A 22593-nucleotide genomic window follows, 5' to 3' on the forward strand; every position below is an offset into this window, starting at 1 on the left:
TGGTTACTCGCCTCCTCAAGCAATGGACAAGTTTCAACTATTCCGCACCGGCGAGGGAGCCGGCGCGGGCGGCACCGAGAAGGGGCCGGGGCCCGGCTCGGGGCCGCCCGTGGAGTCCCCGCCGCCGAGCGCCCGGGAGACGGCGGCGTCCAGGTCCAGCCGGATGCCGGCCCGGTAGCAGTCCTCGTACTCCTGCTCGGTCAGCCCGGCCCGGGCCCGCTCGGCGCACTCCTGGTGGGTGCCGAAGAAGGAGCGCGAGCCCAGGAAGGGGTTGCCGACCGCGCGCCAGATCCGGTGCGCGGCGCCCTGCAGCACCCGGGCCTCGCACAGGTCGGCCGGCTCGCCCGGGCCGCCCGGCTCGGTCTCCAGCAGCGCCAGCAGGTCGATCCCCAGCACGATGCCGAGCAGGTCGTGGAAGAGGTGGTTCAGCCGGACGCACTCCCTGGCCAGGGCCCGGGCCGGCAGGACCGCGCCGTCCAGGTAGTGCGAGTACGCCGTCGCGTACAGCACGTAGGCGTACGCCCACTGCTCGCCGTGCTGCTCGCACACCTCGCGGGCCTGGCCGAACCAGAGCTCGCCGCTGTCCAGGTCGCCCTGGAACAGGTAGGCCAGGCCCAGCTCGATCATGGCCATCACGACGTTGCTGTTGAGCTCGCCGATGGTCCGGTAGTGCCAGAGCGCCTCCTCGAACAGCTCGGCGGCGCGCTCCGGGTCGTCGCCGATCAGGGCGACGCAGCCCTGGCGGTGGACGGCGTAGGCGAGCGCCCGGTCGTCGCCGGTGTCCAGGGCCTGGCGGCGGCACTCCTCCAGCGCCGGACGGGCGGAGCGGAGGTCACCCTGCAGGGTGGCCATGTAGCCGGTCACCCAGAGGGCCTTGGCGCGGACCTCGGTGCGTTCGCGGTCCAGGGCGAGCGCGCGGTTCAGCCAGTGCCGGCCCTCGCCGAGGTGGCCGCAGCCGACCCAGTAGAACCACAGGGAGCCAGCCAGCAGCAGGGCGATCTGCTCCTCGCCGGGCTCGGTGAGGCAGAACTCCAGCGCGGCGCGCAGGTTGGTGTGGGCGAGCCGGGTGCGCTCGGCGGTCTCGGCCTGCCGGGGGCCGAACCACTCGACCTCGCCCCAGGTGGCGACGCCCAGATACCAGTCCCGGTGGCGGCGCAGCAGCCGCGGCTCCCCGCCGGCGGCGCGCAGCCAGTGGCCGCCGTACTCGCGCAGGGTGTCCAGCAGGCGGAAGCGGACGCCGAAGGCGCTGTCCTCGCGCAGCACGACGGACTTGGCGACGAGTTCGTCGAGCAGGTCGAGCACGTCCTCGGGCTCGATGCCGTCACCGGCGCAGACGTACTCGGCGGCCTCCAGGTCGAAACTGCCGGCGAAGACCGACAGGCGGGCCCAGAGTAAACGTTCCTGCACTGTGCAGAGCTCATGGCTCCAGCCGATCGTGGTGCGTAAGGTCTGGTGTCGGGGCAGGGCCGTTCGGCAGCCCCCGGTGAGCAGCCTGAAGCGGTCGTCCAGCCGGGCGGTGATCTGCTCCACCGACAGCGCCCGCAGCCGCCCGGCGGCCAGCTCCACGGCCAGCGGGATGCCGTCCAGCCGGCGGCAGAGCAGGCCGACCGCCTCCGCGTTGGCCTCGGTCACCTCGAAGGAGGGCAGCACCGCCCGGGCCCGGTCGGCGAACAGCCGCACCGCGTCCGGCAGCACGCCCGCCGGTCTGTTCGGCGGCGGGCCGACCGGCAACGGGGCCAGGGTCAGCACGTGCTCGCCCGAGGCCCGCAGAGCGGAGCGGCTGGTGGCCAGCACCCGCAGCCCGGGCAGCCCGCGCAGCAGCGCGTCGGTCAGCTCGGCGCAGGCCTCCACCAGGTGCTCGCAGCCGTCCAGCACCAGCAGCAGGCGGCGTCCGGCCAGCCGCTCGCCCAGGACGTCCAGCGGCGGGCGGGCGGTGCCGTCGGTCAGCCGCAGCGCCTCCAGGACGGCGTGGCCGAGCAGCAGCGGGTCCTGCACCGGGGCCACGTCCACCAGCCAGGTGCCGTCCGGGAAGGCACCGGCCGCCCGGGCCGCGGCGCGCAGCGCGAGCCGGCTCTTGCCCACCCCGCCGGGCCCGGTCACGGTCACCAGCCGGGCGCCGGCCAGCAGCCCCGCCAGCTCGGCCAGTTCCCGCCGGCGCCCGACGAAGCCGGTCACCTCGGCCGGCAGCCGGCCGGGCTCCGGCGCGCGCGGCCACGCCTCGGGCTGTGCTGTCCAGTCGCCGGCCAAGCGCTGCTCCCCGTCGTTCCGGGCCCGGACCGTCGCGGTCCGGACGTGCGTCGGGCCGTACGGGCGACGGCCCGCCTGGCAGAACGAGGTGACCGGCCGGTAGGTTACGCGCGCCGTTCGCACACCCGGGCGAGGTCACGGGCGACGACCCGGTCCGGAAACCGGGCCCGGGCGCGATAGGGTTCGGTTTCGAGAACAGCAAGGCGAGGGAGCGCGCAGAAGTGTCCGTGGGAGAGCTGGCCGGATTGCTCGTCGCCGTGTTCTGGGCGGTCCTGGTCACCCTGCTCGCCGTGGTGCTGGTCCGCCTCTCCCAGGCGCTGAAGGAGGCCACCGTCCTGGTCTCCGCGGTCACCGAGCAGGCCGTGCCGCTGCTGACCGAGGCGGGCGCCGCGGTGCGCAGCGCCAACGAGCAGCTGGAGCGGGTCGACGAGATCACCGCCAACGTGCAGGACGCCGCCGCCAACGCCAACGCGCTGTCCTCCACCGTGGCGGCCACGCTGGGCGGACCGCTGGTGAAGGTCGCGGCCTTCAGCTACGGCGTCCGCAAGGCCGTCGCCAAGCAGCAGGGCGCACTGCCGACCGTGCCGACGCAGCCCGGTGAGCGCGAGGAGCTGGCCCGGCTGATCAGGGCCGAGGTGCGCGCCGCGACCGCACCCAGGAACGGCCTGCTCTCCCGGGTCCGGCGCGCGGTGAGGGGCTGACGACATGGCACGCATCTTCTGGATGGCGGTCGGCGCCGGCGCCACCGTCTGGGCCATGAAGAAGGCCAACGAGGCCGCGCAGCGGCTCACCCCGGACAGCCTCTCCGGCACCGCCGCGCGCGGTGCGCTGCACCTGGGCGACCTCGCCAAGCAGTTCGCCCAGGACGTGCGGGCCGGCATGACCGAGCGCGAGGAGCAGCTGAAGGACGACCTCGGACTGCGCGGCACCGCCGTCGTCGAGCCCCGCAACACCCGCCGGGTGCTGCGCGGCGAGCCGCAGTACCGAGCTATCTCGGCGGCGCCCGGCAGCCCGGCCGCCGCCCTGCCTCCGCCCCGCGGTCCCCGCACCGCGCCCGAAGCCATCGAAGAGACGCCCCGCCGCGCCCTGCCGCCGCGGGGCGGTACCCCGAACCGGAAGGACCACTAATGGAGTCGGCTGAGATCCGCCGCCGATGGCTGCGCTTCTTCGAGGAGCGCGGTCACACCGTCGTTCCGTCGGCGTCCCTGGTCGCCGACGACCCCACCCTGCTGCTCGTCAACGCCGGCATGGTGCCGTTCAAGCCCTACTTCCTGGGCGAGGTCAAGCCGCAGTTCTCGCGCGCCACCAGCGTCCAGAAGTGTGTGCGCACCCTGGACATCGAGGAGGTCGGGAAGACCACCCGGCACGGCTCCTTCTTCCAGATGTGCGGCAACTTCTCCTTCGGCGACTACTTCAAGGAAGGGGCCATCAAGTTCGCGTGGGAGCTGCTCACCACTCCCGTCGCGGACGGCGGCTACGGCCTGGAGAAGGAGAAGCTCTGGATCACCGTCTACAAGGACGACGACGAGGCCGAGCAGATCTGGCGTGACGTCATCGGCGTGCCCGCCGAGCGGATCCAGCGCCTCGGCATGAAGGACAACTTCTGGTCGATGGGCGTCCCCGGCCCGTGCGGCCCGTGCTCGGAGATCAACTACGACCGCGGCCCCGCGTACGGCGAGGAGGGCGGCCCGGCCGTCAACGGCGAGCGCTACCTGGAGATCTGGAACCTGGTCTTCATGCAGTACGAGCGCGGCCACGGCGACGGCAAGGACGGGTTCGAGATCCTCGGCGACCTGCCGAGCAAGAACATCGACACCGGCCTCGGCCTGGAGCGCCTCGCCGCCATCCTGCAGGGCGTCGACAACCTCTTCGAGATCGACACCAGCCGGATGATCCTCGACCGCGCCGCCGAGCTCACCGGCCACACCTACGGTGCCGACCACAAGTCGGACGTCTCGCTGCGCGTGGTCACCGACCACATCCGCACCGCGCTGATGCTGGTCGGCGACGGCGTCACCCCCGGCAACGAGGGCCGCGGCTACGTGCTGCGCCGCATCCTGCGCCGCGCCATCCGCAACATGCGCCTGCTGGGCGCCACCGAGCCGGTGGCCAAGGAGCTCATCGACGTCGCGATCAAGGCGATGGCCCCGCAGTACCCCGAGCTGGAGAGCGACCGCAAGCGCATCGAGACGGTCGTCATCGGCGAGGAGGCCGCCTTCCTGCAGACCCTGAAGGCCGGCACCAACCTGCTGGACGCCGCGGTCACCGAGACCAAGCAGTCCGGCGGCGTGGTGCTCTCCGGCGAGCAGGCGTTCAAGCTGCACGACACCTACGGCTTCCCGATCGACCTCACCCTGGAGATGGCCGAGGAGCAGGGCCTCCAGGTGGACGAGTCCGGCTTCCGCCGTCTGATGCAGGAGCAGCGGGACCGCGCCAAGGCGGACGCCAAGGCCAAGAAGATGGGCCACGCCGACGTCGCCGCGTACCGCGACGTCGCCGACAAGTCGGGCGCCAGCGTCTTCACCGGCTACACCCTGACCGAGGGCGAGGCCACCGTGGTCGGCCTGCTGGTGGACGGCGTCCCGTCGCCGGCCGCCTCCGAGGGCGACGAGGTCGAGATCATCCTCGACCGCACCCCGTTCTACGCCGAGGGCGGCGGCCAGCTCGCCGACCACGGCCGGATCCGGCTGGAGTCCGGCGCGGTGGTGGAGATCCGCGACGTGCAGCAGCCCGTCCCGGGCGTCACCGTGCACTCGGGCGGCGTGCTGTTCGGCGAGGTCGTGCTGGGCGCCTCGGCGTACGCCACGATCGACACCGAGCGCCGCCGGGCGATCGCCCGTGCCCACTCGGCCACCCACCTGACCCACCAGGCGCTGCGCGACGCGCTCGGCCCGACGGCCGCCCAGGCCGGTTCCGAGAACGCCCCGGGCCGCTTCCGCTTCGACTTCGGCTCGCCCGCCGCCGTTCCGGGCAGTGTGCTGGTGGACGTCGAGCAGAAGATCAACGACGTGCTGGGCCGCGAGCTGGACGTCACCGCCGAGGTCATGACGATGGACCAGGCCCGCAAGGCCGGCGCCATCGCGATGTTCGGCGAGAAGTACGGCGACGAGGTGCGGGTCGTTTCGATCGGCGACTTCTCCAAGGAGCTGTGCGGTGGCACGCACGTCGGCAACACCGCCCAGCTGGGCCTGGTGAAGCTGCTCGGCGAGTCCTCGATCGGCTCCGGCGTGCGCCGCGTGGAGGCGCTGGTCGGCGTCGACGCGTACAGGTTCCTGGCCCGTGAGCACACCGTGGTCTCCCAGCTCACCGAGCTGGTCAAGGGCCGCCCGGAGGAGCTGCCGGAGAAGATCTCGGGCATGCTCGCCAAGCTCAAGGACGCCGAGAAGGAGATCGAGCGCTTCCGCGCCGAGAAGGTGCTGGCCGCCGCGGCGGGCCTGGCCGACTCGGCCGAGGACGTGCACGGCATCGCCGTGGTCGCCGCCCAGGTCGCCGACGGCGTGGGCGCGGACGAGCTGCGCAAGCTGGTCCTGGATGTGCGCGGCCGCCTGGGCTCGCGCCCGGCCGTGGTCGCCGCGTTCACCGTGGCGGGCGACCGTCCGCTGACCGTGATCGCCACCAACGAGGACGCCCGCGGCCGCGGCATCAAGGCCGGCGAGCTGGTCCGGACCGCCGCCAAGACCCTCGGTGGCGGCGGTGGCGGCAAGGACGACGTCGCCCAGGGCGGCGGGTCCAACCCGGCCGCGGTCGGCGAGGCCATCGCCGCGGTGCGCGGCCTGGTCGCGGAGCGCGCTTCCTGATGATCGAGCAGGAGCCGAGGCCCTTCCGGCGTGGACGGCGGATCGCCGTCGACGTCGGCGACGCCCGGATCGGGGTCGCGTCCTGCGACCCCGACGGGGTGCTCGCCACGCCGGTGGAGACCGTCCCGGCCGGGGTGAAGTCGCAGGCCCGGATCGCCGCGATCGTCGAGGAGTACGACGCGATCGAGGTGATCGTCGGGCTGCCGCGCTCGCTCAGCGGCAAGGAGGGTCCGGCGGCGGAGAAGGTCCGCGCGTACGCCGCCCGGCTGGCCAACCGGCTCTACCCGGTGTCGGTGCGGCTGGTGGACGAGCGGATGACGACCGTCACCGCGACGCACGGGCTGCGCGCCTCGGGGGTCAAGGCGAAGAAGGGCCGCTCGGTGGTCGACCAGGCCGCCGCGGTGGTGATCCTCCAGACCGCCCTTGAGTCCGAACGGGTGAGCGGACGCCCGCCCGGTGAGAATGTCGAGGCGGTCGGCTGACCGGCCTGCTCTAACGTCCCGTTGAGGGGTCCGTGCGGACGCGTCCGCACGGACCCCTTTTCGTTCGATTCCGTGTCCGTTTCTGGTCGGTACAGATCGATGCAGATTGATGCAGATCGATGTGAGCGGCTTGAGGTGACCCGGAGCGACTCGGACTGATTCGGAGCGATGCGGGACCGCCGAGGGGGCGCGAGCCATGACCGACCAGGACTTCCACCCGGGGCTCACCCCCGGGCACCTGGGCGCGCCGGTGCTGGAGCCGGAGGGTCGTCCCCCGGGCGCGCCCCGGCCGCGCTCCGATGCGCCGGATCCGCACCGGCGGCGCAACGAACTGGCCTGCGGGCTCACCGCGCTCGCGCTGGTCGCCGTGTTCGGCGGGATCGGGCTGACCGCCTACACCTGGTTCCAGGGACACCGCAGCCCCCCGGCCGCCGCCGACTACGCGGGGCAGGGCAGCGGCAGCGTCCAGGTCTCGGTGCCGGAGGGCGCGGGCCTGTCCCAGATCGCCTCCGCGCTGGTCCGCAACGGGGTGGTGGCCAGCTCGCTCGCCTTCACCAGGGCGGCGAAGGGCAGCGCGGCTGCCGCCGGGCGGATCCAGCCCGGGACGTACACCCTGAAGCAGAAGATGTCGGCGATCGCGGCACTGGCCGTCCTGATCGACCCGGCCAACGCCAACGGCCTCACCATTCCCGAGGGTTGGCGCGGCTCCCAGATCTACGCGGCGATCGACAAGAAGCTGAAGCTGCCCGAGGGCACCACGCAGAGGACGGCCAAGGAGAAGGGCGCCGAGCTGGGCCTGCCGGACTTCGCCAACGGCAGCCCGGAGGGCTACCTGTTCCCCGCGACGTACAGCGTCACCGACGGGACCACCGCGCTGGACATGCTGAAGCAGATGGTCGATCGGGCCGGCAAGGAGTTCAGCCGGGACGACGCCAACGTCGTGGCGCAGACCCTCGGGCAGAGCCTGTACGGGCTGGTCACCGTCGCCAGCATGGTCCAGGGCGAGGCCGACAACACCGAGGACATGGGCAAGGTGGCCCGGGTCATCTACAACCGGCTGGCCAAGAGCATGCCTCTGCAGCTGGACTCCACCATCAACTACGCGCTCGGCCGCTCGACCCTGAACACCACGGTCTCCGACACCAAGCTGGACTCCCCGTACAACACCTACCTGCACCCCGGGCTGCCCCCGTCGCCGATCTCCAACCCCGGGCGGCAGGCGATCATGGCGGCGCTGGACCCGACGCCGGGGGACTGGCTGTACTTCGTGACCGTGAAGCCGGGGGACACCCGCTTCACCGACAGCTTCGAGGTGCAGCAGCGCAACGTGGCGGAGTTCAACGCCGTCCGGGCCGCGGCGAAGCCGAGCCCCACGCGCTCCGGGGCGGCCGCCCCCACGGCCGCCCCCACGGCCTCGACCACGGGTGCGGCGACGCCGTGACGGTCCGGTGCGTCGACGGTGAGGCCGCTCACTGACGGTATGTCCGCCCGGGCGGGGGTACGGCTGCGGTACGGTAACGTCTCCTCCGAGGCGCTGCGCTAGCACGCCGGTTCGAGAATCAGCCGGGACGGCGTCGTCCCGGACGGCCGGTCCGATCCTCCGGTCGTCACCGTCGGTTAAGGGGATCAATGACCGATCTGGGTCGGGGCTACGGCCCCCAGGGCGAGCCGTGGCACCCCGGTGATCCCGGGTACGGCGGCGGGCAGCCGGTCCCCGGCCAGCAGGACGGCCAGTGGCAGCAGCAGTACCCGCAGCAGGGCCAGCAGGTCCAGCAGCCGTACGGGGGCGTGCAGCAGCAGGCGTATCAGCAGCAGATGCAGCAGCAGGGATACCCCGAGGGGTACCAGCAGCAGGGTCACCCGCAGCAGATGATGGCGCCGCAACAGCAGATGCCGCAGCAGGGCTTCGCGCAGGGCTATCCCCAGCAGCCGATGCAGCAGGGCCACCCGCAGCAGATGATGGCGCCGCAGCAGCAGATGCCGATGCAGCCGGGCATGCCGCAGCAGCAGATGCGGCAGGGCCACCCCCAGCAGATGCCGATGCAGCAGCAGGGCATGCCGCAGCAGCAGGTCCAGCAGCAGCCCGCTCAGCAGCAGGTCCAGCAGGCGCCGCAGCAGGCCCGGTCGGCCGCGCCCGCCTCCGGCCCCGGTCCGGACGGGATCGACTGGGAGGCCGAGGCCGCCGCGCTGGAGTCCGGCGCCGACCAGGTCGGCGGCGCGTACGAGCCCGCGGCCGAGGAGTGGGACGGGCAGCACGAGGACGGGCACTACGAGGACGGCGAGTACGTCGAGGAGCACGCGGAGGTCGAGGGGGTCGAGGAGGTCGGCTTCCTCGGCGAGCAGGACGACTCCCGCGAGGCCAAGAAGAAGCGCAAGGAGAAGGGCAAGAAGGCCGGTCGCCGCAACGGCGGCGCCTGCCTGCTGGTCGCGCTGGTGCTGCTCGGTGCCATGGGTGGGGCCGGCTGGTGGGGCTACGGCTTCTACCAGCAGCACTTCGGCCCGCCGCCGGACTTCACGGGTGAGGGCACCGGTTCCGTCCAGGTCGAGGTCAAGCAGGGCGCGGTCGGTGGCCAGATCGGTCTGATGCTGAAGAACGCCGGTGTGGTCAAGAGCGTCGACGCGTTCACCAAGGCCTGCAACGCCGAGCCCAAGTGCGGCACCATCCAGTACGGCTTCTACGGGATGAAGAAGGAGATGTCGGCGGCCGCCGCGCTCAAGGAGCTGCTGGACCAGGCGGGCGGCGCGGCCATCGTGATCCCGGAGGGCAAGAACTCCTCCGAGATCTACGACAAGATCGACGACAAGCTGAAGCTCCAGAAGGGCACCACGGCGGGCGTGGCCAAGGCCCAGGTCAACGAGCTCGGCCTGCCGGCGTACGCCCAGGGCAACGTCGAGGGCTTCCTCTGGCCGACCCGCTACAACATCGCCGACGGCATGAAGCCCGAGGACCTGCTCAAGCAGATGGTGAAGAACGCCACCGACAAGTACGCGAGCCTGGACGGCCAGGCCGCCTCGGTGGGTCTGAAGAACGCCTACGAGGTGATCACCGAGGCGAGCATCCTGCAGCGCGAGGGCAACAACCAGGCGGACTTCGCCAAGATGGCCAAGACCATCCAGAACCGGTTGGCGAGCAACGACACCCAGCACCGTCTCGGTATGGACACCACGCTCCAGTACTCGCTCGGGCGCAAGGAGCTCACCAGGAAGGACATGGACGACGCGTCCAACAAGTACAACACCTACCTCAACGCGGGCCTGCCGCCGACGCCGATCTCCAACCCCGGCGACGACGCGATCAACGCGGTGCTGCACCCGGCTGACGGCAAGTGGCTGTACTTCATCGCGATGTCCCCGACCGAGACCCGGTTCGCCGAGACGTACGCGGAGCACAAGGCCAACGTCAAGGAGTACTGCACGGCCGCCGGGCAGGGCTTCGACGATGCCCGCGGTCACTGCACCACCCAGAAGTAGCCCGCTCAACCCGCCCACGGAGAGGCAGCGTTGACCAGCAAGCACCGGGCGGCCGTCCTCGGCTCGCCGATCGCCCACTCGCTCTCGCCGGACCTGCACCGGGCCGCCTTCGCGGCGCTCGGGCTGGACGGCTGGCGCTACGACCGCTTCGAGATCGACGAGGCGGCCCTGCCGGGCTTCGTCGCGGGGCTGGACGAGGCCGAGTGGGCCGGGCTGTCGCTGACCATGCCGCTCAAGCGTGCGGTCATCCCACTGCTGGACGAGGTCAGCGCGACGGCACGCTCGGTGGACGCGGTCAACACCGTGGTGTTCACCGCCGACGGCCGGCGCACCGGGGACAACACCGACGTCCCCGGGTTGGTCAACGCGCTGCGCGAGCGCGGCATCACCGAGGTGTCCGCCGCCGCCGTCCTGGGCGCCGGGGCCACCGCCTCCTCGGCGCTGGCGGCGCTCGCCCAGGTCTGCACCGGCGAGGTGACGGTCTATGTGCGCAGCGCCGAGCGGGCCCGGGAGATGGCCGAGCTGGGCGAGCGGCTGGGCGTGGTCGTCCGCACCGCCGACTGGGAGCGCGGGGCGGAGGCGCTGGAGCGGCCGCTGACCGTCTCCACCACGCCGGTCGGTGCCACGGACGGCTTCGCGGCCGGGCTGCCCGCCGTGCCGGGGGCGTTGTTCGACGTGCTGTACCACCCGTGGCCGACGGCGCTGGCCGCCGCCTGCGCCGAGCGCGGGTCGACCGTCCTGGGCGGGCTGGACCTGCTGGTGCACCAGGCGGTGCTACAGAGCGAGGCCTTCACCGGGCGGACGCCCGGACCGCTGGCGGCCATGCGCGAGGCGGGCGAGAAGGCGCTGGCGGGGCGCTGAGTCGCGGCATGCGGCCGGTCCACGGCCGGATGGTGACCGGTTGCCGTCCGTCACGCGGACTGTGACCCCGGGTGCCGCTGGGTCATGAAAGGATTCAGGCACAAGGCACGCCCGGGGCGGGCCGCGGCGGTGCCGTGGGCCGGTCCGCTGATGAAGGAGCTCCGTTGGGTACGTTGCGCTGGCTGACGGCGGGGGAGTCGCACGGCCCCGCACTCGTCGCGACGCTGGAAGGCCTGCCCGCCGGTGTACCGGTCACCACCGCCCTGGTGGCCGACGCGCTGGCGCGCCGCCGGCTCGGTTACGGCCGCGGGGCGCGGATGAAGTTCGAGCAGGACGAGGTGACCTTCCTTGGCGGCGTCCGGCACGGTCTGACCATGGGCAGCCCGGTGGCGATCATGGTCGGCAACACCGAGTGGCCGAAGTGGGAGCAGGTCATGTCGGCCGACCCGGTCGACCCCGAGGTGCTGGCGGGCCTGGCCCGCAACGAGGCGCTGACCCGGCCCCGGCCCGGCCACGCCGACCTGGCGGGCATGCAGAAGTACTCGATCGACGAGGCCCGGCCGATCCTGGAGCGCGCCAGCGCCCGGGAGACGGCCGCCCGGGTCGCGCTGGGCGCGGTCGCCCGCTCGTACCTGAAGGAGACCTGCGGGATCGAGATCGTCAGCCACGTGGTCGAGCTGGCCGCCGCCAAGGCGCCGGCCGGTGTGCTGCCGCTGCCCTCGGACGAGGCCCGGCTGGACGCCGACCCGGTGCGCTGCCTGGACGCGGACGCCTCGAAGGCGATGGTCGCCGAGATCGACCAGGCCCACAAGGACGGCGACACCCTCGGCGGCGTGGTCGAGGTGCTCGCGTACGGCGTGCCGGTGGGCCTCGGCTCGCACGTGCACTGGGACCGCCGGCTGGACGCGCGGCTGGCCGCCGCGCTGATGGGCATCCAGGCGATCAAGGGCGTCGAGGTCGGCGACGGCTTCGAGCTGGCCCGGGTGCCGGGCTCGAAGGCGCACGACGAGATCGTCCCCACCCCCGAGGGCGTCAAGCGCACCTCCGGCCGCTCCGGCGGCACCGAGGGCGGCCTGTCCACCGGTGAGGTGCTGCGGGTGCGCGCCGCGATGAAGCCGATCGCCACCGTGCCGCGGGCGCTGCAGACCCTGGACGTGCGCACCGGCGAGCCGGCCAAGGCGCACCACCAGCGCTCGGACGTCTGCGCGGTGCCGGCCGCCGGCATCGTCGCCGAGGCGATGGTCGCGCTGGTGCTGGCCGACGCGGTGAACGAGAAGTTCGGCGGTGACCACGTGTCGGAGACCCGCCGCAATGTGCAGAACTACCTGGAGCACCTGATCATCCGATGATCACTCCTGTTGTGGTGTTGGTCGGCCCGCCCGGCAGTGGCAAGTCCACCGTCGGGCGGGCCCTGGCCGAACGCCTGGGCGTCGGATTCCGGGACACCGACGCCGACATCGAGGCGCTGGCCGGCAAGCCCATCCCGGAGATCTTCATCGACGAGGGCGAGCCGCACTTCCGCGAGCTGGAGGTGGCGGCCGTCCGCGCCGCCGCCACCGGGCACCGCGGCGTGCTGGCGCTCGGCGGCGGCGCGGTGATGGCCGAGGCCACCCGGGAGCTGCTGCGCGAGCTGCCGGTGGTCTTCCTGGAGGTCCCGCTGGGCGACGCGGTCAAGCGGGTCGGCCTGGACGCCCCGCGCCCGCTGCTGGCCGTCAACCCGCGGGCCCGCTGGCGCGAGCTGATGGAGGCCCGCCGCCCCCTCTACCTGGAGGTGGCCACCGCCGTCGTCGACACCGCCGGCCGCACCCCCGAGCAGGTCGCGGACGCCGTACTGGAAGCACTGGAGCTGAAGACCCCCCATGACTGACAACATCGTCAGGATTCACGTCGGCGGCAGCGCCGGCCACGACCCGTACGACGTGCTGATCGGGCACCAGCTGCTCGGCGAGCTGGCGCCGCTGATCGGCACCCGGGCGAAGCGGGTCGCGATCATCCACCCGGAGGCGTTGGCCGCCACCGCCGACGCCATCCGCGACGACCTGGCCGGCGAGGGGTACGAGGCGATCGCGCTCCAGGTGCCCAACGCCGAGGAGGCGAAGAGCGTCGAGGTCGCCGCGTACTGCTGGTCGGTGCTCGGACAGACCGGTTTCACCCGCAGCGACGTCGTCGTCGGCCTCGGCGGCGGCGCCACCACCGACCTGGCCGGCTTCGTCGCCGCGACCTGGCTGCGCGGGGTGCGCTGGATCTCCATGCCCACCACGCTGCTCGGCATGGTCGACGCGGCCGTCGGCGGCAAGACCGGCATCAACATCGCCGAGGGCAAGAACATGGTCGGCGCCTTCCACCCGCCGGTGGGCGTGCTGGCCGACCTCGGCACCCTGGAGACCGTGCCCAAGCACGACTACGTCTCCGGCCTCGCCGAGGTCATCAAGTGCGGATTCATCGCCGACCCGGCCATCCTCGACCTGATCGAGGCCGACCCGGAGGGCGCCAGGACCCCGGCCGGCCCGCACACCGTCGAGCTGATCCGCCGGGCCATCCAGGTCAAGGCCGACGTGGTCTCCGGCGACCTCAAGGAGTCCGGTCAGCGGGAGATCCTCAACTACGGCCACACCCTGGGCCACGCCATCGAGCGCAACGAGCGCTACAAGTGGCGGCACGGCGCGGCGATCTCCATCGGCATGGTCTTCGCCGCCGAACTCGGCCGTCTGGCCGGGCGGTTGGACGACGAGACGGCCGACCGGCACCGCACCGTGCTGGCCTCGGTCGGCCTGCCGCTGAGCTACCGGGCGGACGCCTGGCCGAAGCTGCTGGACGCGATGAAGATCGACAAGAAGTCGCGCGGCGACCTGATCCGCTTCATCGTCCTGGACGGCCTCGGCAAGACCTCCGTGCTGGAGGGCCCGGACCCGTCGCTGCTGGTCGCCGCCTACGCGGAGGTCTCCTCGTGACCCGGGTGATGGTGCTCAACGGCCCCAACCTCGGTCGGCTGGGCAGCCGCGAGCCGGACGTCTACGGCGCCACCTCGTACGCCGGACTGGTCGAGCGCTGCACCGCGCTGGGCAAGGAGTTCGGCTTCGAGGTCGAGGTGCACGAGACCAACTCCGAGCAGCAGATGGTGGAGTGGCTGCACGAGGCGGCCGACGGGAAGGTGCCCGTGGTGATCAACCCGGGCGCGTTCACCCACTACTCGTACGCCATGCGGGACGCCGCCGCGCAGCGCACCGCGCCACTGATCGAGGTGCACATCTCCAACCCGTACGCCCGGGAGACCTTCCGGCACAACTCGGTGATCGCCGCGGTGGCCTCCGGCACCATCGCCGGCTTCGGGATCGGGTCGTACGAGCTGGCGCTGCGGGCGCTGGCGGAGCAGCTCACCTCGCGGTGAGCTTCGGCAGACCCGAATCGGCTTCGGCTGACGCGAGTTGATCCGAACTGATCTGACCTGGTTTGAGCTGGCCCGGGCCGCCTGCGGGTTGACGTGAGCCGATGTCGGCCGAGGTCAGAGCAGGTGGGGCGAGCCGGCGGCCCGGCGGCGGACTGTGCCCGCTGCCGGGCCGCCGTGTAGTGTCCCCGCTGAGAGGTGTCGGGAGGTGCCGTGACGCAGTACGCCGGAGGCGGGCAGGTCCCGCCGCGTCCCGCCGCTCCGCCGGTGCCACCGGGGGGCGGTACGAGGGTGTCCCCGTCGGGGGCGCCGTTTCCTCCGCCTCCGCCGCCGTCGGTTCGGCCGCCGACCGCTCCGGCGCCTTCCGCTGCTTCGGCGCCTTCCGCCGGTCCTGCGCCTGCCCCGGCTCCCGGGCCGGTGCCCGCTCCGGCTCCCGCCGCCGTGCCGGTACCGCCGCCTCCGGTCGCGCCCGCACCCGCTCCCGCACCTGCTCAGACACCGGCACCTGCTCCGGCACCCGCTCAGGTACCCGCCGCGCCCGCTCAGGTACCCGCCCGGGCCGCGGCGCCGCAGCCCGCGCCGAGCGTGCCCGTGCCGGCCGGGGGCACCGGGCACTTCGTGCTGCCCACCGGCACGCCCGTCCAGCTCCCCGCGCACCCGCTGCAGCGGCACGCGCCCGCCGGGCCGATCGCCGTGCTGCTGATCGGCCCCGCCGGGGCGGGCAAGACCACCGTCGCCCGGTACTGGGCCGAGCGCCGGGCCACCCCGACCGCCCACATCAGCCTGGACGACGTCCGCGAGTGGGTGCAGTCCGGCTTCGCCAACCCGCAGTCCGGCTGGAACAACGCCTCCGAGGCCCAGTACCGGCTGGCCCGCCGCACCTGCGGCTTCGCCTGCCGCAACTACCTGGCCAACGGCATCTCCTGCATCATCGACGACGCCGTCTTCCCGGACCGCCCGGCGATCGGCCTCGGCGGCTGGAAGCGGCACATCGGGCCCGGCATGATCCCGGTCGTCCTGTTGCCCAGCCTGGACTCGGTGCTGCAGCGCAACGCCCGCCGCAGTGGCAACCGGCGGCTCGGCGACGAAGAGGTGGCGCGGATCCACGGCCGGATGGCCGGCTGGTACAACTCCGGGTTGCCGATCATCGACAACTCCTACCTGGACATCGCCGGGACGACCGCCGAGCTGGACCGGGTGATCCTGGCCCGGCTGATGGGCATGCCGGTCCGCTGACGGGCGCCCTCGCTGACCTGTGGCCTCGCTGACCTGCGGCTTCGTGGAGCTGTCGGCGGCGGCTGCGATGATGGACCCCGTCCTGCCGTACTACTTCTGGGGGAGCTGGCGCCCGTGCCGGAAGGCCACATCATCCACCGCCTCGCCGTAGAGAACCGGAAGGCCTTCGGCGACCGCCCGGTCCAGGTCTCCAGCCCGCAGGGCCGGTTCGCCGACGAGGCCAAGGTGATCGACGGGCAGCTGCTCACCGGCGCCGAGGCCACCGGCAAGCACCTCTTCCTCGGCTTCGAGGAGGGTGCCTGGGTGCACATCCACCTGGGCCTCTACGGCGGCATCACCTTCGGCACCGGCCCCGCACCCGACCCGGTCGGCCTGATCCGGCTGCGGCTGGCCAACGACGACGGCTACGCCGACCTGCGCGGCCCCAACACCTGCAAGCTGATCACCGGCGCCGAGAAGGCCGCCGTCGCCGCCCGGCTCGGCCCCGACCCGCTGCGCGCCGATGCCGACCCGGAGGCCGCCTGGCGCCGGATATCCGGCAGCCGGACGACCGTCGCCGCGCTGCTGATGGACCAGAAGGTGCTGGCGGGCGTCGGCAACGTCTACCGCGCCGAGGTGTTGTTCCGGCACAACATCAACCCGCACCGGGCCGGCCGCGACCTCACCCGCCGCGAGTGGGACGCGATCTGGGCCGACCTGGTCGCCCTGATGCACGAGGGCGTCGCCGCCGGCCGGATCGACACCGTCCGCCCCGAGCACACCCCCGAGGCGATGGGCCGCCCGCCCCGGGTGGACGACCACGGCGGCGAGGTCTACGTCTACCGCCGCGCCGCGATGCCCTGTCTGGTCTGCGGCACGAACGTCCGGACCGAGGAGCACGCCGCCCGCAACCTGTTCTGGTGCCCGACCTGCCAGACGGCCTGACCAGCTGATCCGCCCGTCGGCCGGGTGCGGGGGAGCCGACGGATGGATCGGCGCGAAGTGCCGTTCATCGTGTCAGGCACCACGGTGGGCGGCCAGGTGGTGCAGGCCGACAGCATCGGAGGGCGCTGCACCTCCACCAGCCCGAGCCGGTGCCGAGATCTCGTCAGGTCGGGCCGCCGCGCCGTCCCGCCGTCACCCGCGAGCCGGAACTCGCCTCGCTGACCGGGGCGTTGGGCCGGGGCGTTGGGCCGGGTCAAGGAGGGCGGCCTCGGCGGCACATCGTGCTCAACCGGGCGGCTCCCGGTGCCGCTTCACGCGGGACGGGCGGCCCCGAGTGTCGGTCAGCCCGCGGCGGCGGTGGGCTCGTGGTGCTCGGCGGCGGCGCACTCGTCGAGGAGGGGGCGCATGCTGTCGTCCACGAGCCGGTAGCGCACCACGCGTCCGTCCTTCTCCCCGGTGACCACGCCCGCTGTACGGAGCAGCCGCAGGGCCTGGGAGACGGCGGGGTCGCGCATGCCGGTGGCAACCGCCAGGTCGGTGACGGCGAGCGGCCCGGCCCGGTGCAGGGCGAGCAGCAGGGCGAGCCGTCCGGGGTCGGAGAGCAGGGAGAACCGCTCGGCCCAGGACCGGACGTGCGCGGTGTCGCCGATGGCGGCGATGGCCTCGCAGACCCGGTGCCCGTCGATGGTGCGGTGGCCCGCGCGGTCGGCCGGTACGAGATGCATGCGCACATTCTTGCAGGCAGGGGCCTGTGATCCTGAACACCTGCACAGGTGCGCAACCTTGCGAGGGTGGCGTCGGGCCCCTACGGTGTTCCCCGCCGTGGTGCTCGGGAAGACCGGTGACGGACCCTCAGGGGTCCCAGTCCGGAGCGGCCCTCGCCACTGTGATCGGGGGAGAGTTGTCCGAACCCACATGCCACTGGGCGCCTCGTGCGCCTGGGAAGGCGGGTCCGGAAGCCCCGTAAGCCAGGAGACCGGCCACGGCATCTCACGAAGTCTTTCCACGAGGTGCTGGAGCGTGATCCGAAGATGACCCTGCCCGAAACCGCCACTCCTGCTGAGGCGGCCCCCTCCGTCCTGCCCACCTTCAGGTGGAAGCGCGAGGACACCATCCGTACGGCCGGGCTGATGGGGGTGATCCTGGCCATGCACGTGGTGGCCTTCGGGACGCTCATCTTCCTGGTCGCGCCCCACAACTACGCGGTCGGTACCCAGGTCTTCGGGGTGGGCCTGGGTATCACCGCGTACACCCTCGGCATGCGGCACGCCTTCGACGCCGACCACATCGCGGTGATCGACAACACCACCCGCAAGCTGATGGCGGACGGCAAGCGGCCGGTCTCGGTCGGCTTCTGGTTCGCCCTCGGGCACTCCTCGATGGTGGTCATCATGGCCGCCCTGGTGGCGGGCGGCGCCCAGCTGGCGAACACGCTGATGGACGACGAGTCGACCACCCACAAGTGGCTCGGGATGGTCGGCACCACCACCTCCGGCGTCTTCCTCTACCTGATCGGCGCGCTCAACCTGGCGGCGCTGATCGGCATCATCAAGGTGTTCCGGGCGATGCGGGCCGGGCAGTACGACGAGGCGGAGCTGGAGCAGCACCTCAACTCGCGCGGCTTCATGGCCCGGGTGCTGAACCGGGCGACCCGCTCGATCACCCGGCCCGGGCAGATGTTCCCGGTGGGCATGGTGCTGGGCCTCGGCTTCGACACCGCGACCGAGGTCACCCTGATGGTGATGGCCGGCTCGGGTGCGGCGGCCGGGCTGCCCTGGTACGCGATCGTCTGCCTGCCGCTGCTCTTCGCGGCCGGGATGAGCCTCTTCGACACCCTGGACGGGACGTTCATGAACTTCGCGTACCAGTGGGCCTTCTCCAACCCGGTGCGCAAGGTGTACTACAACCTGACCATCACCGGGCTGTCGATCGCGGTGGCCTTCATCATCGGCACCATCGAGCTGGTCGGCGTGCTGCACGAGAAGCTCGACCTGACCGACCCGGTCACCGGGTTCATCGCGGACATCTCACTGGACAACGTCGGGTACGCGATCGCCGGGCTGTTCGTGGTGGTGTGGGCGATCGCGATCGCGTACTGGAAGCTGGCCGGCGTCGAGAAGCGCTGGACGCCCGCGGAGTAGCCCGTCGGTCACGCTGCCGCGAGTAGCAGCGTGCCCGCGACGGCGAGCCCGGCGCCGACCACCTGGACCGGGCGCAGCCGCTCCTTCAGGACCCCGCGCGCCAGCAGCGCGGTGACCACGGGGTAGAGCGAGGCGAGCACGGCGGCCACCGCCGCCGAGCCGCCGTGCGAGGCCGCCGCGTACGTGGCGTTGCCGGCGACGTCGGCCAGCCCGATGCCGGTGAGCAGGGGCAGCCGGGAGCGCAGTTCCGGCAGCAGTACGGTCTCCTTCGACGCCTCGTACGCGCACGTCTACCGCAACGCGGGGGAGCGGGTGCTGCGGCTGACCATGGTGGTGTCGGTCCCGCCGCCGCGCTGAGGCGGCTTGTCGCAGGCCGAAACGGCGCCTCCCCGGGGTGGGGGGCACCGTTTCGGCCTGCCGTCAGTGCCGGTTGCCGTAGCGGCGGTGGAGCGGAGCTTGATCGCGGGGCGCAGTTCACTAGGGGCCACGGGGTGGACGACGCTCCGGATCACGAACGGCCGTGAGGAGACCGGCACGCCTGACAACGGCATGTTCTCCACGTTCGCCGGGCCGGTACGAGTGAACGGGGTGGGGACGTGCGTCTGGGAGACCGTGACCGCGAGTGACCCGAACGGCGGCCTCTACATCTCGTACTCGACCCCGTCCCACTCCTGCTGATCCCCGTTCCCGGTCCGTCTGCCACGGGCTCGCCGGGTCTCGGGGGGAAGCGCCCGTGCCCCCTCGGCGGCGCTCGGCGGGCGGTTTGGGGTGGGGGTTCGTAGGCTCGACGCATGGTGGATACGTACGCGGGTCGGCGGGAGCGGGTGAGGGAGCACTGCAGTGCGGCCGGGGCCGATGCGGCGATGGTCACCCGGGCGGCGAACGTGCGGTATCTGACGGGCTGCGCGCCCTGTGGGGCGACCTTGCTGCTGACCCGGGAGCGGGCGCTGCTCGCGTTGCCGGACGACCTGCCGCCGGACGACTCGGGGGAGCACCTGATCGTCGCGGACGTCACCCAGGTGCCGGTGTCGGCCGGGGCGGACACCGCGCTGGCCGCCGCGGCCGCCGCCGCGCGGCTGGGGGTGCGGGACCTGGCGGTGGAGGAGCACGACCTGTCCGTCACCCGGCACCGGGCGGTGGGGGGCGTGGCGGAGGGCGCCCGGCTGGCGGACCTCGGCCAGGTGGTGGAGCGGCTGCGGGTGGTCAAGGACGAGCACGAGATCGCCGACCTGCGGATCGCCGCCGAGATCGCCGACCAGGCGCTCGGCGAGCTGCTGGAGTCGATCCTGGTCGGCCGTACCGAGCGGCACCTCGCGATGGAGCTTGAGCGCCGGATGATCGACCACGGGGCCGACCGGGCCGCCTTCCCGGTCTCGGTCGGCACCGGCAACCACTCCGGCCGGCCCGCCCACCAGCCCACCGACCGCCGGGTGGAGGAGGGCGACTTCCTCACCGTGGTGATGGGCGCCCAGTACCGCGGCTACGGCATCTCGACCGCCCGGACCTTCGTGATCGGCGCCGCCCCCGAGCCCTGGCAGGTCGAGCTGCACCGGCTGGTGTTCCGCGCCCAGCGGGCCGGCCGGGAGGCGCTCGGGCCGGGTGTGGAGCAGTGCGTACCCGACCGGGCCGCCCGGCAGGTCCTGGAGGCGGCGGGCCACGCCGAGGCCTCGCCGCACCCGGTGGGTCACGGCATCGGGTTGGAGATCCGGGAGGCGCCGCGCCTCGGTCCGTCGGACATGGGTAAACTGGACAGCCGCGTGCCGGTCACCGTCGGCCCAGGGGTGCACCTCCCGGGCAAGGGCGGGGTCCGGATCGAGGACACGCTCGTCGTGCGCCCCCTCGAGGAGGGCGGGCCCGAGCTGCTCACCATCACCACCAAGGAGCTCCTCGCCCTGTGACGGCGGCCCCCGAAGGCCGTCGGCGGCAGGACGCGAACCCTTGGTTCCTTGACAGCTATATCCAGGAGTAAGTGCGCCCGTGGCTTCCACGAACGATCTCAAGAACGGCATGGTCCTCAAGCTGGAGGGCGGCAAGCTCTGGTCCGTCGTCGAGTTCCAGCATGTCAAGCCCGGCAAGGGCCCGGCCTTCGTGCGTACCAAGCTCAAGGAGGTCCTGACCGGCAAGGTCGTCGACAAGACCTTCAACGCCGGCACCAAGGTCGAGACGGCCAACGTGGACAAGCGCGGCATGCAGTTCTCGTACAAGGACGGCGAGAACTTCGTGTTCATGGACATGGACACCTACGACCAGCTGACCGTCGAGCCGGCCGTCGTCGGCGACGCCGCCAAGTACCTGCTGGAGGGCTTCGAGGCCCTGGTCGCCACCAACGAGGGCGCGGTCCTGTACATCGAGCTCCCGGCCGCGGTCGAGCTGGTCATCGCCGAGACCGAGCCGGGCGTCCAGGGCGACCGCTCCACCGGTGGCACCAAGCCGGCCACCCTGGAGACCGGCGCCGAGATCCAGGTGCCGCTCTTCATCACCACCGGTGAGAAGGTCAAGGTCGACACCCGCGACGGCAGCTACCTCGGCCGGGTGAAGTAAGTCCGTGTCGGCCGCACGTAGCAAGGCCCGTACCCGGGCCTTCCAGATCCTCTTCGAGGCCGACCACCGCGGGGTCGACCCGCAGCAGGTCCTCGCCGACTGGGTGGCCCGCGCCCGCGAGCCGAAGCCCGACGAGGGCACCCCGCAGGTGGGCGAGTACACCATGGAGCTCATCGAGGGGTACGTCCAGCACGCTCGTCGCATCGACGAGCTCATCGAGCAGTACGCGGTGGGCTGGACCCTCGACCGGATGCCGATCGTGGACCGCAACGTCCTGCGGCTCGGCGCGTACGAGCTGATCTGGGAGGACGGCGTCCCGGACGCGGTCGTCCTGGACGAGGCCGTCGAGATCGCCAAGGAGTTCTCCACGGACGACTCCCCGGCCTTCGTGAACGGTCTGCTCGCCCGCTTCCTGGAGCTGAAGCCGAGCATCCGCCGGTAACCGGTGATGCCCCGCAGACGGCCGACGGACCCGAGATCTCGGGTCCGGCGGCCGTTTCGCGTTTCGGTCGGCAGGCGTAATGTGGAGCCCTACTCGCCAGTAACTTGAAGGGCAGGCCACCTCCATGACCACCGCGATCCGCAGCGAGTTCGACCAGGGCATCGCCCTGACCAGACATCCCGAGGAGTCCGGCCGCTACGACGCCGAGCTCGGTGCCGGCTGGCAGATCGGTGGCGGGGTCAACGGCGGCCTGCTGCTCGCCGTGGCCGGACACGCGCTGTCGCTGGAGCACGGCGAGCACCCGGACCCGGTGTCGATCAGCGGTTACTACCTGTCCGCCTCCACGCCCGGTCCGGCCACCGTCCGCACCGAGGTGCTGCGCACCGGTCGCGGCCTGTCCACCGGCACCGCCTCGCTCAGCCAGGACGGCGTCGAGCGGCTGCGGGTGGTGGCCAGCCACGGCGACCTCGCCGCCGCCGAGGGCGAGGTGCGCACCAGCGCCACCCCGCCGCAGCTGCCGCCGCCGGACCAGTGCATCGGCGTCGAGCACGCGCCCAAGCAGCTGATCGAGCAGGCCGCCCTGCTGGAGCGCTTCGACCTGCGGCTCGACCCGGCCACCGTCGGCTGGGCGCTCGGGCAGCCCTCCGGCAACGGGCGGATCCAGGGCTGGTTCCGGCTCCGCGACGGCCGTGAGCCCGACCCGCTGCTGCTCCTGCTGGTCGCCGACGCGCTGCCGCCGGTCACTTTCGACCTCGGCGTGCCCGGCTGGGCCCCGACCATCGAGCTGACCGTCCACCTGCGGGCCAAGCCGGCCCCGGGCTGGCTGCGGGTCACCCACGCCACCCGCAACCTCGCCGGCGGCTACTTCGAGGAGGACGCCGAGATCTGGGACGAGGCCGGCCGCCTGGTCGCCCAGTCCCGCCAGCTGGCCCGGGTGCCGCGTTCGGCGTGAGGTGACTGGGATCCGGCGTGAGGTGACGCGGAGGCGGCCACCGGTATTACCGGTGGTTACATTCCTGTGACACGCCGTACGTGTGTGGCGCGCGGAACTGGGGAGTAACACGGT

Annotated in this window: 23 protein-coding genes, 1 pseudogene and 1 riboswitch; of the genes and pseudogenes, 20 read left to right on the forward strand and 4 right to left on the reverse strand. The window is 72.5% G+C overall.

Annotated features, from left to right (window positions below; all coding sequences use genetic code 11):
- Nucleotides 1-33 precede the first annotated feature (33 nt).
- Nucleotides 34-2247 carry an ATP-binding protein gene (locus ACH4E7_RS15430; RefSeq protein WP_396249535.1) on the reverse strand — a complete coding sequence of 738 codons (2214 nt, stop codon included), beginning with the start codon at nucleotides 2245-2247 and terminating at the stop codon, nucleotides 34-36.
- A 221-nt stretch (nucleotides 2248-2468) separates the two neighbouring features.
- Here ACH4E7_RS15430 and ACH4E7_RS15435 point away from each other — a divergent pair, with 221 nt between their 5' ends.
- From ACH4E7_RS15435 to mltG (ACH4E7_RS15455), 5 genes are all read left to right on the forward strand, one after another.
- The gene (locus ACH4E7_RS15435) at nucleotides 2469-2948 is read left to right on the forward strand and encodes a DUF948 domain-containing protein (RefSeq protein ID WP_396249536.1); all 480 of its coding nucleotides are present in this window, start codon (nucleotides 2469-2471) and stop codon (nucleotides 2946-2948) included.
- 4 nt (nucleotides 2949-2952) lie between these two features.
- Entirely contained in the window at nucleotides 2953-3375 is a 423-nt protein-coding gene (locus ACH4E7_RS15440; RefSeq protein WP_355669820.1) for a DUF6167 family protein, read from the forward strand.
- The gene (alaS, locus tag ACH4E7_RS15445) at nucleotides 3375-6044 is read left to right on the forward strand and encodes an alanine--tRNA ligase (RefSeq protein WP_396249537.1); all 2670 of its coding nucleotides are present in this window, start codon (nucleotides 3375-3377) and stop codon (nucleotides 6042-6044) included. Before ACH4E7_RS15440 ends, alaS begins: the two co-directional genes overlap by 1 nt.
- Nucleotides 6044-6526, forward strand: a complete 483-nt coding sequence (gene ruvX / locus ACH4E7_RS15450; protein WP_396249538.1) for a Holliday junction resolvase RuvX — start codon at nucleotides 6044-6046, stop codon at nucleotides 6524-6526. The genes alaS and ruvX overlap by 1 nt, the downstream gene beginning before the upstream one ends.
- A 196-nt stretch (nucleotides 6527-6722) precedes the next feature.
- Entirely contained in the window at nucleotides 6723-7967 is a 1245-nt protein-coding gene (mltG, locus tag ACH4E7_RS15455; protein ID WP_396249539.1) for an endolytic transglycosylase MltG, read from the forward strand.
- Nucleotides 7968-8152: 185 nt separating this feature from the next.
- On the opposite strand, the gene ACH4E7_RS15460 is transcribed toward mltG (ACH4E7_RS15455), so the two are convergent.
- Nucleotides 8153-8473, reverse strand: a complete 321-nt coding sequence (locus ACH4E7_RS15460; protein ID WP_396249540.1) for a hypothetical protein — start codon at nucleotides 8471-8473, stop codon at nucleotides 8153-8155.
- On the opposite strand from ACH4E7_RS15460, the gene mltG (ACH4E7_RS15465) reads away from it, so the two are divergent.
- From mltG (ACH4E7_RS15465) to ACH4E7_RS15500, 8 genes are all read left to right on the forward strand, one after another.
- Nucleotides 8459-9997 (forward strand): endolytic transglycosylase MltG, encoded by a 1539-nt coding sequence (mltG, locus tag ACH4E7_RS15465; RefSeq protein ID WP_396249541.1) that lies wholly within the window; start codon nucleotides 8459-8461, stop codon nucleotides 9995-9997. The two genes, ACH4E7_RS15460 and mltG (ACH4E7_RS15465), sit on opposite strands and share 15 nt — an antisense overlap.
- 30 nt (nucleotides 9998-10027) lie before the next feature.
- Nucleotides 10028-10858, forward strand: a complete 831-nt coding sequence (locus ACH4E7_RS15470) for a shikimate dehydrogenase (protein WP_396249542.1) — start codon at nucleotides 10028-10030, stop codon at nucleotides 10856-10858.
- 164 nt (nucleotides 10859-11022) lie between these two features.
- Complete coding sequence (aroC, locus tag ACH4E7_RS15475) at nucleotides 11023-12207, forward strand: chorismate synthase (RefSeq protein WP_396249543.1); 1185 nt, start codon at nucleotides 11023-11025, stop codon at nucleotides 12205-12207.
- Entirely contained in the window at nucleotides 12204-12725 is a 522-nt protein-coding gene (locus ACH4E7_RS15480; protein ID WP_396249544.1) for a shikimate kinase, read from the forward strand. The genes aroC and ACH4E7_RS15480 overlap by 4 nt, the downstream gene beginning before the upstream one ends.
- Complete coding sequence (gene aroB, locus ACH4E7_RS15485) at nucleotides 12718-13809, forward strand: 3-dehydroquinate synthase (protein WP_396249545.1); 1092 nt, start codon at nucleotides 12718-12720, stop codon at nucleotides 13807-13809. Before ACH4E7_RS15480 ends, aroB begins: the two co-directional genes overlap by 8 nt.
- Nucleotides 13810-13817: 8 nt before the next feature.
- A complete protein-coding gene (gene aroQ / locus ACH4E7_RS15490; protein WP_396249624.1) occupies nucleotides 13818-14246 on the forward strand; it encodes a type II 3-dehydroquinate dehydratase in 429 nt (142 codons plus the stop codon).
- Between the two features lie 264 nt (nucleotides 14247-14510).
- Nucleotides 14511-15479, forward strand: coding sequence for an AAA family ATPase (locus ACH4E7_RS15495; RefSeq protein WP_396249625.1), 969 nt, complete (start codon nucleotides 14511-14513; stop codon nucleotides 15477-15479).
- A 114-nt stretch (nucleotides 15480-15593) separates the two neighbouring features.
- Nucleotides 15594-16403, forward strand: a complete 810-nt coding sequence (locus ACH4E7_RS15500) for an Fpg/Nei family DNA glycosylase (RefSeq protein ID WP_396249546.1) — start codon at nucleotides 15594-15596, stop codon at nucleotides 16401-16403.
- Between the two features lie 341 nt (nucleotides 16404-16744).
- On the opposite strand, the gene ACH4E7_RS15505 is transcribed toward ACH4E7_RS15500, so the two are convergent.
- Complete coding sequence (locus ACH4E7_RS15505; RefSeq protein WP_355669809.1) at nucleotides 16745-17128, reverse strand: metalloregulator ArsR/SmtB family transcription factor; 384 nt, start codon at nucleotides 17126-17128, stop codon at nucleotides 16745-16747.
- Nucleotides 17129-17209: 81 nt separating this feature from the next.
- A riboswitch (cobalamin riboswitch) is annotated at nucleotides 17210-17403 on the forward strand.
- Between the two features lie 31 nt (nucleotides 17404-17434).
- On the opposite strand from ACH4E7_RS15505, the gene ACH4E7_RS15510 reads away from it, so the two are divergent.
- Nucleotides 17435-18544 (forward strand): HoxN/HupN/NixA family nickel/cobalt transporter, encoded by a 1110-nt coding sequence (locus ACH4E7_RS15510; RefSeq protein WP_396249547.1) that lies wholly within the window; start codon nucleotides 17435-17437, stop codon nucleotides 18542-18544.
- Between the two features lie 8 nt (nucleotides 18545-18552).
- On the opposite strand, the pseudogene ACH4E7_RS15515 reads toward ACH4E7_RS15510, so the two are convergent.
- Nucleotides 18553-18789 (reverse strand): annotated as a pseudogene (locus tag ACH4E7_RS15515) (EamA family transporter); the annotation flags it as partial.
- Between ACH4E7_RS15515 and ACH4E7_RS15520 the strand changes: the two are divergent.
- The 6 genes from ACH4E7_RS15520 to ACH4E7_RS15545 all read left to right on the forward strand — a co-directional run bounded on the left by ACH4E7_RS15520 (nucleotide 18764) and on the right by ACH4E7_RS15545 (nucleotide 22479).
- Nucleotides 18764-18901, forward strand: coding sequence for a hypothetical protein (locus ACH4E7_RS15520; RefSeq protein ID WP_396249548.1), 138 nt, complete (start codon nucleotides 18764-18766; stop codon nucleotides 18899-18901). The pseudogene ACH4E7_RS15515 and the gene ACH4E7_RS15520 sit on opposite strands and share 26 nt — an antisense overlap.
- 192 nt (nucleotides 18902-19093) lie before the next feature.
- Entirely contained in the window at nucleotides 19094-19222 is a 129-nt protein-coding gene (locus ACH4E7_RS15525; RefSeq protein ID WP_396249549.1) for a hypothetical protein, read from the forward strand.
- Between the two features lie 113 nt (nucleotides 19223-19335).
- Nucleotides 19336-20442 (forward strand): aminopeptidase P family protein, encoded by a 1107-nt coding sequence (locus ACH4E7_RS15530; protein WP_396249550.1) that lies wholly within the window; start codon nucleotides 19336-19338, stop codon nucleotides 20440-20442.
- Between the two features lie 79 nt (nucleotides 20443-20521).
- On the forward strand, nucleotides 20522-21085 hold the full coding sequence (gene efp / locus ACH4E7_RS15535; RefSeq protein WP_355669804.1) for an elongation factor P: 564 nt from the start codon (nucleotides 20522-20524) through the stop codon (nucleotides 21083-21085).
- A 4-nt stretch (nucleotides 21086-21089) separates the two neighbouring features.
- Entirely contained in the window at nucleotides 21090-21527 is a 438-nt protein-coding gene (nusB, locus tag ACH4E7_RS15540) for a transcription antitermination factor NusB (protein WP_355669803.1), read from the forward strand.
- 124 nt (nucleotides 21528-21651) lie between these two features.
- The gene (locus ACH4E7_RS15545; protein WP_396249551.1) at nucleotides 21652-22479 is read left to right on the forward strand and encodes a thioesterase family protein; all 828 of its coding nucleotides are present in this window, start codon (nucleotides 21652-21654) and stop codon (nucleotides 22477-22479) included.
- Nucleotides 22480-22593: the final 114 nt, after the last annotated feature.

Source organism: Kitasatospora sp. NPDC018058 (genome assembly GCF_044327205.1).
Classification (GTDB): domain Bacteria; phylum Actinomycetota; class Actinomycetes; order Streptomycetales; family Streptomycetaceae; genus Kitasatospora.

Bases quoted from the DNA above. Each gene is read 5' to 3' on its own strand.
- aroQ (WP_396249624.1), top strand. From the start codon at position 13,818: ATGGTGCTCAACGGCCCCAACCTCGGTCGGCTGGGCAGCCGCGAGCCG.
- ACH4E7_RS15510 (WP_396249547.1), top strand. From the start codon at position 17,435: ATGACCCTGCCCGAAACCGCCACTCCTGCTGAGGCGGCCCCCTCCGTC.
- mltG (WP_396249541.1), top strand. From the start codon at position 8,459: ATGCAGCAGGGCCACCCGCAGCAGATGATGGCGCCGCAGCAGCAGATG.
- ruvX (WP_396249538.1), top strand. From the start codon at position 6,044: ATGATCGAGCAGGAGCCGAGGCCCTTCCGGCGTGGACGGCGGATCGCC.
- ACH4E7_RS15480 (WP_396249544.1), top strand. From the start codon at position 12,204: ATGATCACTCCTGTTGTGGTGTTGGTCGGCCCGCCCGGCAGTGGCAAG.
- aroB (WP_396249545.1), top strand. From the start codon at position 12,718: ATGACTGACAACATCGTCAGGATTCACGTCGGCGGCAGCGCCGGCCAC.
- ACH4E7_RS15525 (WP_396249549.1), top strand. From the start codon at position 19,094: ATGTTCTCCACGTTCGCCGGGCCGGTACGAGTGAACGGGGTGGGGACG.
- ACH4E7_RS15440 (WP_355669820.1), top strand. From the start codon at position 2,953: ATGGCACGCATCTTCTGGATGGCGGTCGGCGCCGGCGCCACCGTCTGG.
- ACH4E7_RS15530 (WP_396249550.1), top strand. From the start codon at position 19,336: ATGGTGGATACGTACGCGGGTCGGCGGGAGCGGGTGAGGGAGCACTGC.
- mltG (WP_396249539.1), top strand. From the start codon at position 6,723: ATGACCGACCAGGACTTCCACCCGGGGCTCACCCCCGGGCACCTGGGC.
- ACH4E7_RS15545 (WP_396249551.1), top strand. From the start codon at position 21,652: ATGACCACCGCGATCCGCAGCGAGTTCGACCAGGGCATCGCCCTGACC.
- ACH4E7_RS15505 (WP_355669809.1), bottom strand. From the start codon at position 17,128: ATGCATCTCGTACCGGCCGACCGCGCGGGCCACCGCACCATCGACGGG.
- alaS (WP_396249537.1), top strand. From the start codon at position 3,375: ATGGAGTCGGCTGAGATCCGCCGCCGATGGCTGCGCTTCTTCGAGGAG.